General features: G+C 46.3%; 9 protein-coding genes and 1 pseudogene. 4 read left to right on the top strand and 6 right to left on the bottom strand.

Translation table 11 applies throughout. The features are described from left to right. Position 1 precedes the first annotated feature (1 nt). Both J502_RS09495 and dapB read right to left on the bottom strand, forming a co-directional pair. Positions 2–655, bottom strand: a complete 654-nt coding sequence (locus J502_RS09495) for an START domain-containing protein (protein WP_248065551.1) — start codon at positions 653–655, stop codon at positions 2–4. Between the two features lie 67 nt (positions 656–722). Then, positions 723–1544, bottom strand: coding sequence for a 4-hydroxy-tetrahydrodipicolinate reductase (gene dapB / locus J502_RS09500; RefSeq protein ID WP_005017661.1), 822 nt, complete (start codon positions 1542–1544; stop codon positions 723–725). A gap of 296 nt (positions 1545–1840) precedes the next feature. Here dapB and J502_RS09505 point away from each other — a divergent pair, with 296 nt between their 5' ends. Beyond that, positions 1841–2200, top strand: a complete 360-nt coding sequence (locus J502_RS09505; RefSeq protein ID WP_005017659.1) for a hypothetical protein — start codon at positions 1841–1843, stop codon at positions 2198–2200. 111 nt (positions 2201–2311) lie between these two features. Here the strand turns inward: J502_RS09505 and dnaJ are convergent. The 4 genes and pseudogenes from dnaJ to J502_RS09525 form a co-directional block, all read right to left on the bottom strand. After that, positions 2312–3423, bottom strand: a pseudogene (gene dnaJ / locus J502_RS09510) (molecular chaperone DnaJ). Between the two features lie 103 nt (positions 3424–3526). After that, positions 3527–3904, bottom strand: a complete 378-nt coding sequence (locus J502_RS09515) for a hypothetical protein (RefSeq protein WP_005017647.1) — start codon at positions 3902–3904, stop codon at positions 3527–3529. 144 nt (positions 3905–4048) lie between these two features. Beyond that, positions 4049–7177 carry an efflux RND transporter permease subunit gene (locus J502_RS09520; protein WP_005404825.1) on the bottom strand — a complete coding sequence of 1043 codons (3129 nt, stop codon included), beginning with the start codon at positions 7175–7177 and terminating at the stop codon, positions 4049–4051. After that, a complete protein-coding gene (locus J502_RS09525; RefSeq protein WP_005404824.1) occupies positions 7174–8280 on the bottom strand; it encodes an efflux RND transporter periplasmic adaptor subunit in 1107 nt (368 codons plus the stop codon). Before J502_RS09525 ends, J502_RS09520 begins: the two co-directional genes overlap by 4 nt. A gap of 145 nt (positions 8281–8425) precedes the next feature. On the opposite strand from J502_RS09525, the gene J502_RS09530 reads away from it, so the two are divergent. The 3 genes from J502_RS09530 to J502_RS09540 all read left to right on the top strand — a co-directional run bounded on the left by J502_RS09530 (position 8426) and on the right by J502_RS09540 (position 13553). Then, complete coding sequence (locus J502_RS09530) at positions 8426–9058, top strand: TetR/AcrR family transcriptional regulator (RefSeq protein WP_005404691.1); 633 nt, start codon at positions 8426–8428, stop codon at positions 9056–9058. A gap of 151 nt (positions 9059–9209) precedes the next feature. After that, entirely contained in the window at positions 9210–11894 is a 2685-nt protein-coding gene (ppc, locus tag J502_RS09535; RefSeq protein ID WP_005017643.1) for a phosphoenolpyruvate carboxylase, read from the top strand. 363 nt (positions 11895–12257) lie between these two features. Continuing rightward, on the top strand, positions 12258–13553 hold the full coding sequence (locus tag J502_RS09540; RefSeq protein WP_034683920.1) for a solute carrier family 23 protein: 1296 nt from the start codon (positions 12258–12260) through the stop codon (positions 13551–13553). The last annotated feature ends 34 nt before the right edge of the window (positions 13554–13587 follow it).

Raw genomic sequence — 13587 nt, forward strand, 5'->3', positions numbered from 1 at the left:
TTTATTGAATAGCCACAGGAAGTTTGGCATTGATATACATGGGCCGTTCAAGCTCGGATCGCATGATTTTAAGCATTTGGTAAGGCTGCTGTTCCACAAACATGTTCATAAAACTGATGGGTAAACTGCCTTCCGGGTTTACATATCCCATTGTGGTGACTTTAACTTTATTTGCACCTAGACGCTGAAAAGTCCAGTCTCCCTGATAGTCTTGAAGACGTATATAGTCAGGCTGACTAAAACGGGAATCTGCCATACCCCGGTTACGGATATTCACTGTACCATTACGCTCTCTAGTAATTTTACTTTGAATAATAAGGTCACGATCTTTAAGCGGAAAAGGTAAGTCCATTACCACATGCAGCAAAAATTCTCCAGCTTGATCATCTCGGTTTAATATACTGATTTTCCCCATATAGGGGACCCATTGTTGGGCACGCTCAACATCCATAATCAGCGCAACAGCCCGTTCCAAGGGTACATTAAATACTGTCTCTGCCTTATAGGATGCAGCCGGGTTGCGAGACATCTGGTAAGTCCAGACTTTGATATTCTGTTTATTAATTTTTAGTCTGGCCTGCTCTGCCGAGGTAAATTGAGTAATTAACAGACTCAGTAACATCAAGCAAATATTGAATATAGTTTTCTTTCTCATTTTTATTTTTCATACTTTTTATATAAGTGTAATCAGGCCCCTTTCTTCCTGAAAAGGGCCATTAGCGCTACATCTGGATATCATTGAATCCAAGCACATCTTTCATATCATATTTACCTGCTTCACGTCCAACGACCCATGCGGCTGCACGTACTGCACCGGCGGCAAAATTCATCCGGTTGGTTGCCTTATGGGTCACTTCGACACGCTCACCTTCCCCGATAAACATGACAGTATGCTCACCAACAATATCGCCACCACGAATAGTTTCAAAGCCAATGGTCTGACGCTCACGTGGGCCAGTATGGCCTTCGCGGCCATAAACTGCCACTTCTTTTAAATTACGGCCCAAGGTATCCGCAATCGCTTCACCCATCATGAGCGCAGTACCCGATGGAGCATCGACTTTATGACGGTGATGTGCTTCAATCACTTCAATATCAACTGTATCACCAAACACTTTTGCTGCAAGCTCGAGCAGTTTGATCGACACATTGACTCCAACTGAATAATTGGCTGCATAAACTACAGGTGTCTGGCTAGCACTTTCTTCCAGTACGGCTTTTTGTTCATCATTCATGCCAGTGGTTCCAATGACCATTGCTACCCCTGCTTCACGGCAAAGTTTCAAGTGCTGTTCAGTGGCAGCAGGTGCAGTAAAATCAATGATTACATCACAATCATTAAGCACGTCAGCCAGCTGACCAGATACTTTGACTCCCAGCGTACCAATACCTGCCAGCTCACCCGCATCGGCTCCTACCAGTGAGCTCTCTGGACGCTCTACTGCTGCTGCCAGCTGGTAACCTGCCTGCTGGACAGCCTGAACCAGAATCCGGCCCATACGGCCACCTGCACCTAAAACACCAATACGTGGAGTTGCTGACATAACATTTTCCCTGCAGTCATCTTTAAAATTGCTCTACTATAACAAAACTCTTCCCGCTCTCTGAAACTTGTCTGGAAAAATTATGGCTTAAAGTTCCTTTATAAAAATGAACCATTAAGAAAACAAGCAGTTCAAAGAAGAAGCAATATTTTTAGCTCATTCATGACTTTATTTATCCAGTTAACTGCTGAAAAATATTAAAAAATGTTCAGACAATTTCGTATTTTTCACAATTCTTTAAACAAGCAGGCGCAGACTAGCCAGCACCATTGGGTGTCATCAAATAAGGAAAAGATATGCGCTTTCACTTTACGGGTTTGGGAATCGTTTTAATACTGTGTACGGGTGCAGTCTGGGCTGAGCCGGTAGTTCAAGCGGGCGATACACTGGCAAATTTATCTACAGCACGCATCACGACGACTCTGCGCCAGACCTCTTTACCGTCTGGGACAGTACAGGTTCAGAATGAAACAGCTACAAGTATTGCAGTCGAGGAAATTGACACTATTATGCCCGATGAGCAGACAAGTAGAATACAGGAACAGTCTTCTGCGGCACAGGTTACCCAGCAGAGTATACTCCAGGCCTCTACCTCAGCCACTGGGCAGGAAGAACTGGTAAGCTGGAATGATATTGATGCCATACAGCCAGAATAAACCTGTGACTAAACAGACAGGTTTGTTAAGTATTCCAGATTATTTTAAATAAGAAAAAGCAGCTATGAAGAAAAGCTCCTCAATAGCTGCCTTTTATCTCAGAGCACCTGCTTAGTCAAACAGGCGATCAAAGAATGACTTTTTCTTCGGTGAAGACGTACTGTCTTCACCATCAAAAGAGGCCTGCAATTCTTTTAGCAGTTCACGTTGATGGCTGGTCAGATTGACCGGAGTTTCAATCACGATACGGCAAAGCAGATCGCCTACCATGCTGCTACGTACCGGACGTACGCCTTTACCCCGTAAACGGAACAGCTTTCCGGTCTGGGTACCTTCAGGAATTTTCAGACTTACACGGCCTTCAAGTGTAGGAATCTGGATTTCCTTGCCAAGCGCTGCATCAGCAATGCTGACAGGCACATCCATATACAGATCAGCCCCATCACGCTGGAAGATTTCATGCTCACGCACTACGACTTCAACATAGAGGTCACCTGACTGGCCATCACGAATAGCTTCGCCCTTGCCACTCAGACGTACCCGGTCACCATTATCCACACCTGCAGGAATCGTAACTTCCAGAGTCTGCTGACGGTCTGCAACACCGGAACCATGACAGGCATGACATGGGTTTTTAATAATTTTACCTTGGCCACGACAAGTGCTACAGGTCTGCTGTACAGAGAAAAAGCCCTGCTGCATCCGTACCTGTCCTGCACCGTGACAGGTTTTACAGGTTTCTACATCATTTGGATTCTTGGAACCCTTTCCATGACAGACTTCACAAGGCGCAGGCGCATTGAAAGTAATAGTTTTCTTGACACCACGTACTGCCTCTTCAAGTGTCAATTCCATCACATAACGCAGGTCGGAACCACGGCGTTGACGCTGCTGACGTCCACCACCACCAAAGCCCCGCCAAAGATATCACCAAACTGGCTAAAAATATCTTCAGCACTAAAACCGCCAAAGCCGCCGCCTGCGCCGCCAAAGCCGCCTTCAAACGCGCTATGACCCATACGGTCATACATACTACGCTTTTCGCTGTCAGACAGGACTTCATAAGCCTCTGAGGCTTCTTTAAATTTTTCTTCAGCTTCCGGGTTATCAGGATTTCGGTCCGGATGATATTTCATCGCCAACTTTCGGTAGGCTTTTTTAATCTCATCATCACTTGCGGTTTTGGAAACCCCTAAAACCTCATAATAATCACGTTTAGCCATGACTGGCGATGCTCCTCACGGAATTTTAATTTATACAACTGCCGTGTAAAATTGGGGATTAGGTACTGTTTTACAAGGGCAAAGCCGGTTTTTTTAAAAGACTTTAAAAAACTGCCTTGTAATTGAAGAACTTGGAAATACCTTTAATCCAGGCATTTAACAGGAACAGCCAGGCAATCGCAGTAAAGACGACGCCTAGAACTGTACAGGCTGTAACCCAAAGTTCGCTGTCCCAGTAAAAGAAAATCAGCGGAATAAACCATAGCGCTGCAAAAACTGTCATTCCCAAAAACAGCACTATATTTCGCATAATCCATAAGGCATGGGAATTAAGCCAGACTTCTGCATGATCGACACCAGCAACTTTGCGCGCCAGAATATAGGCAATGACTGCGGTAATGACACTAAATAATGCCAGAAACATGAAAACATACGAGATCGCAATATAACGGCGATGCTGTGCGAGTGTATCTTGCCTCATGGATTCTCTGACCTCATTCATTGCATGCATCAGTTATTTTTATGCAATGAAATTTGCTGTGTTATTTTGTGTAAAAGATAAGGTGCTACTATATTGAAGTTTTCAATATTTCGCACCTCATATTCAGCAAAAATTACTGCATATTTACGGTTTTTTCACCTTAAACCATGCTGCATATAAAGCTGGCAAGAAAAATAGTGTTAACAGCGTCGCAATAATCAGTCCACCCATAATCGCTACAGCCATCGGACCGAAAAAAATACTGCGTGATAGGGGGATCATGGCCAGAACCGCCGCCAAGGCCGTCAGAATAATAGGACGGAAACGCCGAACCGTCGCATCAATAATGGCATTCCAGCGATCATGACCGGCCTGTATGTCCTGCTCGATCTGGTCAATCAGGATCAGAGAGTTACGCATAATCATGCCGGACAGGGCAATCGTGCCCAGCATGGCCACAAAACCGAAAGGTTTGTTAAACAGCAACAAAAAGATGACTACACCAATCAGGCCAAGAGGTGCGGTCAGAAATACTATCAATGCCCGCGAGATACTCTTGAGCTGTAACATCAGTAAAGTCATGACCACAGCCAGAAATAGCGGCATTCCTGCATTTACTGAACTTTGGCCACGGGCCGACTCTTCCACTGTCCCGCCAACTTCAATCAGGTAACCAGGCGGTAACTTGTTACGTAACTGCTCGATCTGTCCGGCCATTTCATTCACGACTGTTGCAGGTTGCTGCTGACTGCGTATGTCTGCCCGGACTGTAATGGTCGGTAAACGGTTACGATGCCAGATCAATCCATCTTCAAAGCTGTAATCAATCTGGGCAATCTGGGCCAAAGGAACAGTACTCCCTTGGCTGGTCGGTACGGCCAGGCTGGCCAATGAACCGACATCCACCCGTTCTGCCTGGTCTCCTCTTAGACGGATCTCAATCAGTTCACGTTTTTCCCGGTACTGGTCAATAGCCGCCCCGCTGATGGAACTGTTCAGGAATCTGGCCAGATCAGCACTGCTAATTCCCATCTGGCGAGCGCGGTCCTGATCAATATTTAAAATAATGGTCTTGCTGGGCTCACCCCAATCCAGATGTACATTGGTAGTATTTGGATTTTTACCAATGACCTGCGCTACACGCTCTGCCCATTGACGGACCAAGCTTAAATCCTCACCTGAAACCCGATACTGAATCGGATACCCGACCGGAGGCCCATTTTCCAGTAATGACACCCGGGTACGAACTTCCGGTAAAAGTTTACGGATCTGCTGGTCCAGTGAGCGACGGATTTCATCCCGATCATCCAGAGAAGAAGCCAGTACCACAAACTGGGCAAAGCTGGCTTGAGGTAACTGCTGGTCCAAAGGCAGATAAAATCGTGGTGAACCGGTTCCGACATAGGCTACAAAATTATCAATACCCTCTTGTGTGGAGAGGAATCTCTCGACCTTTTTGACAGCATTTTCAGTAGCAGTAAGCGAAGCACCTTCTTCAAGTTTTAAATCAACCAGAATTTCAGCACGGTTAGATGGTGGAAAGAACTGCTGTGGCACCAGTTTAAACATGAGGATTGACAGTATAAATAATCCCACTGTACTGATGATAACGGTCTTACGATAAGTTACACAGGTATTGACGAGTTTTCTGAACCGTTGATAAAAACCGCTCTGATAGGGATCATGAACTTCATCCAATGCATGTACCGGTCTGACCGGCTCTGGTTCAGGGCGTTTGCGCAGCCGCGCCCATAGACGCTGGTACCACGGTGCCCGAACCGGTAACTGATTAAAATCAGGTAAAAACTTCTCACCTAAGTAAGGAACAAACAGCACTGCTGCGAACCAGGAAACAATCAGGGCAATGGTGACTACCTGAAAAATAGAACGGGTATATTCACCAGTACTTGAAGCAGCTGTGGCAATTGGCAGAAAACCGGCAGCAGTAATCAGTGTTCCGGTCAACATTGGAAAAGCTGTACTGTTCCATGCAAAACCAGCAGCTTTTATACGGCTGTAGCCCTGCTCCATTTTAATAGCCATCATTTCGACAGCAATAATGGCATCATCTACCAGCAGACCTAAAGCCAGAATCAGGGCACCAAGTGAAATCTTGTGGAGTCCGACATCAAACAGGTTCATTCCGGCAAATGTCATCGCCAGCACAAGCGGTATAGAAAAAGCCACCACCAGACCGGTGCGAAAGCCCAGAGAGAAAAAGCTGACCAGTAGAACAATAATAACTGCTTCGGCCAGTACTTTCATAAACTCGTTAACACTACGTTTCACTGCAACTGGCTGGTCAGATACTTTTTGCAGTTGCATACCCAGCGGCAAGGTTTTCTGTAACTTAGCAAAGGTATTTTCCAGATTTTTACCCAGCGCCAGAATATCTCCACCCTTACGCATGGAAACAGCTATTCCAATTCCATTTTCACCCATAAAGCGCATCCGCGGCTGGGCCGGTTCACTAAAGCCGCGGTAAACCTCTGCCACATCAGATAACTGGATGGTCTGCCCGCCGACCAGTAACGGCATCTGTTTTAATTCTTCTACACTTTGAATCTGTCCGCTCACCCGTAGCTGGATACGATCAGTTCCGGTTTCAAAGAATCCGGCATTAGCAACACTATTTTGCTGTTGAAGGGCCTGCTGGATGGCAGTCACCGGGATACCCAGCTGTGCCGCCTTGGTATTAGAAATTTCAACCCAGATTTTCTGGTCCTGCAGTCCGATCAGCTCAACTTTACCGACGTCCTTGACCCGCTGTAACTGTAACTGCAAACGGTCGGCATATTCTTTTAAAATGGCGTAGTCAAAATCTTTTCCGGTCAGTACATAGATATTGCCAAAGGTATCTCCAAACTCGTCATTAAAAAATGGCCCCTGTACACCTTGAGGTAATTGATGGCGAATATCACTGACTTTTTTACGCACGTTGTACCAGACATCGGGAATCTGGTCTGATTTGAGCGAGTCCTTGGCAATAAAGGTAACCATTGACTCGCCCGGCCGGGAATAAGCCATGATGCGTTCATATTGTCCGGTGGTCATCAGCTCTTTTTGAATACGGTCAGTAACCTGCAAGGAAACTTCTCTGGCTGTTGCTCCCGGCCAGTAAGTTTGTACCACCATAACCTTAAAGGTAAATGGCGGGTCTTCACTTTGTGCCAGTTTGGAATAAGAATAAATGCCGACAATACCCAGCAATATCATCAAATAAAGTACTAATCCTTTATGACGCAGTGCCCATTCCGACAGGTTAAACTTCATGGTTGTGCTCCTGCTGCAAGCTTCACCGGACGATTATTACGGTCTACCGGATGAATTCTCTGCTTGTCATGCAACAGGTGTACTCCTCCAATTACTACCCAGTCCCCAGCTTTGAGACCGGAAAGTACGGGCACAGAGTCCCGGCCATAGGCTCCGAGCTGAACTGGTACTTTATGTATACGCTGATCCTGCTGAAGAACCCAAATATAAGGCTGTTTTTCATGGGCAGATACGCTGGATAAAGGCACACTCAGGACATTCGGCTGACTATAATCAAAAAATACCCGTGCGCTTTGCCCGAGTTGAATGGCAGATGGCCCTTCACGTAACGCAACTTTAACCTTGAAGGTACGTGACTCATCTGCTGCAGGTGAGATTTCCCGAACATAAGCGGCTAATCTGGCTTGTGGCTGTGACCAAAGGGTAACCCAGGCAGTCTGACCAACTTTTATAGCGCTGGTAGTCTGTTCGGGTATGCCGATAACTACGTCCCGGTCGCCATCAATTGCCAGCTGATATGCTACCTGCCCGGCTGCTACCACTTGCCCAACCTCAATATTACGTTCGGTAATCACGCCCGCTCGATTAGCCTGTAGCTGGTTATAGCGGGTCTGGTTGGTACTGACCTGATAATTGGACTGGGCCTGACGATAGGCGGACTCAGCCGATTTATACTGGTTTTCAACCGCGTCATACTGGGAACGGCTGACTGCATTCATCGGCAGCAGCTGTCTAAAGCGCTGTAATTCATCGGCCGCTATTTTTAAAGCAGCTTGAGCACTTTCCAGCTGGGCCCTGGCAGCATTACTTTGTAGTTGTGCATCACTCACATCCAGCCGGGCCAAGACCTGACCTGCCCGGACTCGATCCCCTACCTCTGCCAGCCGGGCAGTAACCTGCCCGCCAACCCGAAAAGCCAGTGCTGTCTGCTGGCGGGCTTGAACCTCGCCGGCATAACTTTTCTGTTCATGATGCGTAGTCAAGGGCTGTGCGACCATTACATAAGGAATTTCTTCAGTTTGGGGAGCTTCCCGGCTACACCCCCCTAAAGTCAGGTAACACATAAAAATCAGGCTCACCAGGGCGGATTTGGTTAAACTCATGCAAATTGCTCTTATTTCAGATTTATTTTTAAGGCAGAATAATGATCGCTATACTAAATTGTTTATTTTTTAATTAATATACCGCGCGGTACATAAATTAGAATATTTTTAATTCTTATTTTATTTAAAGTTTCTGGATAATGGTGTGCAAATAACAGCAGGTCGTCCTAAAGATTTGGAAAAACGAGCCCGGATCCTGGCCGCAGCCAAGTGTATGTTTTTAAAACAGGGCTATCACGGCTCCAGTATGAACCAGATTGCATCTGAAGCCGGTGTAACCAAGCTGACGGTCTATAATCATTTTCAGGACAAGGCCACTTTATTTACCTGTGCCATTGAAGAAAGTTGCGAGGAAGCGATACCGGCCCGCCAATTCAGTCTGCATGCACAAAGCCATTTTGCTAAAGAGCTGTATCAGGTCTGTAGCCGAGTATTACATCTAATTTACCTGCCAGAAGCGCTCAAGCTTGAATATATACTGCTGCAGCTGGCAGCCGAGCAGAGTCCTCTGGTAGAACAGTTTTTTAAGGCTTCGCATCAGCGCCTGACCAATAGCCTGACAGATTTCTTCCGCCAGGCTATTGAGTTGAGCTTTATTCAGCCAGCTGCCCCGGTCATGTATACCGAGCTATTACTTTCCCTGTTATTGGGTATCCGACATCAGCATGTATTACTTGGTATGCAGCCGGTCCCAGATCAGCAAGAACGTGACTGTATGATTCAGCAGTCCATTGAGCTGTTTTTATTACGCTATCAGGTTCGCTCATCTCCACCTTGAACCAGACTTCCACTCTATTTTAAAAATTTTAACTGTATTGCCTGTTATTTTTTGCACAAAAGATCAGGAATTCAAATTCTCTGTCTTGGCAAGTCACATAATCGCGGTATAGTCAAAAAGATATAAGGAAAACAGCCTCAGGAGAAAGGTGATGATTCAACAAATTGATGCCCCGTTACGTGAAGATGTCCGTTTGCTCGGTAATCTTCTGGGTGAAACCCTTAAACTGCATGCGGGACAGGATTTGTTTAATCAGATTGAACAGATTCGTGCTTTGGCTAAAGGTGCACGTGACGGACAAAAAGAAGCAGAAAAACAGCTTGAAGAACTATTTTCAACATTAAAAGATGAAGAAATTCTGCCCCTGACCCGGGCTTTTTCCCATTTTCTGAACTTTGCCAATATTGCCGAGCAATATCATCTGGTCCGCAGCCGGAGACAGCATGAATTCGATGAAAATGCTCCTTCTCCAAACCCGCTTGATCACCTGTTTCAGAAATTTAAACAAAAAGATATCAGTGCTGATGCCCTCTACCAGCAAGTTTGTGAACTCAAGATCGAGCTGGTACTGACCGCACATCCTACAGAAGTCAGCCGCCGTACCCTGATTCAGAAATATGATGGAATCAACCAGTGCCTGTCGCGTCTGGACCAGCAAAAACTGACCCCTCATGAACGTCAGAGTGTACTAGATGAAATGAAGCAGCTGATCTGTTCAGCCTGGCAAACCGATGAAATCCGCCAGCATCGTCCAACCCCGATTGATGAGGCAAAATGGGGTTTTACCACTATCGAACAAACCCTGTGGAATGCTGTACCTAAATTTATTCATGAACTGGATCAGCTGGTACTCGAGCATTGTGGCCGACCTCTGCCGCTCGAAGTTGCACCTATTCGCTTTGCTTCATGGATGGGCGGCGACCGGGACGGGAATCCGAATGTAACCCATCAGGTTACACAGGAAGTTTTATGGCTATCACGCTGGCAGGCTGCTGATCTGTATGTACGTGATATTGAAGCCTTGCGCTGGGAACTTTCCATTCAGAACTGCTCCGAGGAAATGAGCGAAGCGTTGGGATATACCCACCCTGAACCCTACCGGGAATATCTGCGTCAAACACGCGAACGTTTACGCGCTACCCGTCACTGGCTTGCACAGAAATTACAGGGGCAAGATGCTGACGCCAGCCTTGTTATTCATAGTAAGGACGAATTACTCCAGCCTTTACTTCTCTGTTATCGCTCACTGATGGCCTGTAATCTGCCAGAAATTGCCAATGGCCGACTGCTGGATTTTATCCGTCGGGTTAACTGTTTTGGTATCGAACTCTTAAAACTGGATGTCCGTCAGGAGTCGGGCCGTCATCGCCAAGCCATCTCGGCCATTACCGAATACCTGGGTCTGGGCAATTTTGACACCTGGACAGAACAGGCACGCCAGAATTTCTTGTTGCAGGAATTACAAAGTAAACGGCCTTTACTACCTAAACACTTCAATGAGCCGGCACAAAGTCTGATCCTGCATCCCGATGTCCAGGAAGTGTTTGCGACCATGCAGACCTTGGCCGAACAGCCATCTGAAAGCCTGGGTGCCTATATTATATCTATGGCAGAGTACCCGAGCGATGTACTGGCCGTACTGCTACTGCAAAAAGAAGCAGGTATACAACGACCATTGCGTGTTGTGCCCCTGTTCGAAACCTTAAAGGATCTGGATGGTGCAGCCGCTACGATGGCGACACTGTTCAATATGCACTGGTACAGACAGCACATTCAGGGTAAGCATGAGGTAATGATCGGATATTCCGACTCCGCAAAAGATGCCGGCTTTATGTCTGCCAACTGGGCACAATACCGTGCTCAGGAAGAGCTAACTGCGGTGGCCCGGCAACATGCTGTTCAGCTGACTTTGTTTCATGGTCGTGGTGGTTCTATTAGCCGTGGTGGAGCACCGACCCAGCAGGCTTTATTCTCCCAGCCGCCCGGTTCAATATCAGGGGCTATTCGGGTAACAGAACAGGGTGAAATGATCCGCTTCAAATTTGGTGTGGAAGGTATTGCCCTGCAAAATCTGGAAATTTATACCGCAGCAACGCTAGAGGCAACTTTATTGCCACCGCCAGAACCTAAAGCCGAATGGCGTGAACTGATGCATTGCATGACTGATCTTTCAGTACAGGTCTATCGCCAGACTGTACGGGAGAATCCACACTTTGTGCAATATCTGCGTACTGTAACTCCTGAGCTGGAACTACAGATGCTGCCGCTAGGCTCACGCCCGGCCAAACGTAAAGTTAGTGGCGGTATCGAATCCCTGCGTGCTATTCCATGGGTATTTGCCTGGACCCAGATTCGGCTGATGCTCCCTGCCTGGCTGGGTACAGGTGCTGCGCTGAATCAGGTACTGGATCAGGGCCAAAAAGAACTGCTGGATGAAATGTTACAGCAATGGCCTTATTTTCAGACACTGATAGACATGCTGGAAATGGTGCTGTCCAAGGCCGATGCCCATGTAGCGCTATATTATGAGGCTCATCTGACTGATGACCCTGAACTCAAAGCACTTGGACAAGAGTTGCGTCAGCGTCTGCAAGATGCAGTTCAGACTTTACTGGCACTCAAGGGCGAATCCAAGCTGCTCAGTCATAATGAAGTACTGGACCAGTCAATGCGGGTGCGTAAACCGTATCTGTTGCCCCTGCACCTGTTACAGGCCAAATTGATGAAACGCCGCCGGATCTATCTGGCTGAACAGCAACTTGAACATACACCGGTTGACCATGCCCTGATGGTCAGTATTGCGGGTATTGCCGCAGGTTTACGTAACACAGGCTAATCCATGCTTTAGCAAATAGGTTTTAAATACTTAAAATCTCTGCCAGTAAATAAGATTTAATTTACTGGCAGATCAATATGTAGCTCTCATCCGTTTTGCCATTCCGATCAGGTTCTATTAAAAAATACTGCTTAAAACATATTATTTTTATCTCATGCAAAAATTATTTTTAAAGTCAATACTCTAAAAAATCATAAATTAATTGATTGATTTCGTAAAATTTAGCTTATTCAACCTTTTTACCGGTTGGTAAAAAAACCAAAAAACTATTGTAATTATCATCATTTAATTTTACTGGAGAGATTAATTCTCCAGAAAAGAAAGAGTATGATGTCGCCAGTTTGAATTTCAAGAGCTCATTTTATGTCCAATTGGTTTCCCAAATGGCGTCCTTATGCCGGTCACATTGACCAGCGACCCGTCTCTACCAATGAATATCTCCCTCCGGCACAAAGTGTAGTTTTAGGTATCCAGCATGCATTCGCCATGTTTGGCGCAACGGTACTTGCACCTTTACTGATGGGCTTTGATCCTAACCTGGCTATTTTGATGTCCGGGATCTGCACCATTTTATTCTTTTTAATTACAGGCGGTCGGGTACCAAGTTATCTGGGTTCAAGCTTTGCTTTCATTGGTGTAGTCGCAGCAGCAAGTGGTCATGCCATTGGTAGCGGTGTCAATCCGAACCTGGCTGTTGCTCTGGGCGGTATAGTGGCCTGTGGGGTATTTTATGCCGTCATCGGTTTCATTGTCATGCTGACTGGTACCCGCTGGATCGAGAAACTGATGCCTCCTGTGGTAACAGGCGCAGTGGTAATGATTATTGGCCTGAACCTTGCGCCAGTGACCGTCAAGAGTGTAGCAGGCAATCAGTTTGATATGTGGATGGCACTACTAACGGTACTTTCTATGGGTATGATCGCAGTCTTTACCCGTGGACTTTTGCAGCGTTTATTATTGCTGGTTGGGCTACTACTGTCTTACCTGCTTTATTTTATCATCAGTAATGTGCTGGGCTATGGTAAACCGATTGATTTTTCAGTCATCTCGAATGCAGCCTGGTTCGGACTGCCAAGTATGACCACGCCCCGGTTTGAAATGAATGCCATGCTGATTATTGCACCTGTTGCACTGATCCTGGTAGCTGAAAACCTGGGACATATCAAGGCAGTTGGGGCGATGACAGGTGAAAATCTGACCCCGCATCTAGGCAAGGCATTTGTTGCAGACGGGATTGCGACTTCACTGTCTGGCAGTGTTGGTGCTCCCGGTATGACGACTTATGGTGAAAATATTGGGGTAATGGCAATTACCCGGGTTTACTCTACCATTATTTTTGTGATTGCCGGTATCTTTGCAATTTTTCTGGGCCTTTCACCAAAATTTGGTGCAGTCATCTCTACTATTCCTACCGCTATCCTGACAGGTGCATCAATTGTAGTATTTGGCCTGATTACCATTGCCGGCGCCAAAATCTGGATTGAAAACAAGGTCAATTTTGCTAATAACAAAAATCTGGTGGTTGCTGCCGTGACTATTATTTTGGGAGCCGGTAATTTTGAGCTGGTCTTTGGCAACTTTAATCTGGGCGGTATTGGTACTGCAACCTTCGCAGCAATTTTATTGAACTGGTTTTTTAGCCTTAAAGATAAAACCTGATTTGATCTGTTGATTTCGGCAGCCTTCGGGCTGC

Source organism: Acinetobacter sp. 1294596, assembly GCF_000582925.1.
Taxonomy (GTDB): domain Bacteria; phylum Pseudomonadota; class Gammaproteobacteria; order Pseudomonadales; family Moraxellaceae; genus Acinetobacter; species Acinetobacter radioresistens.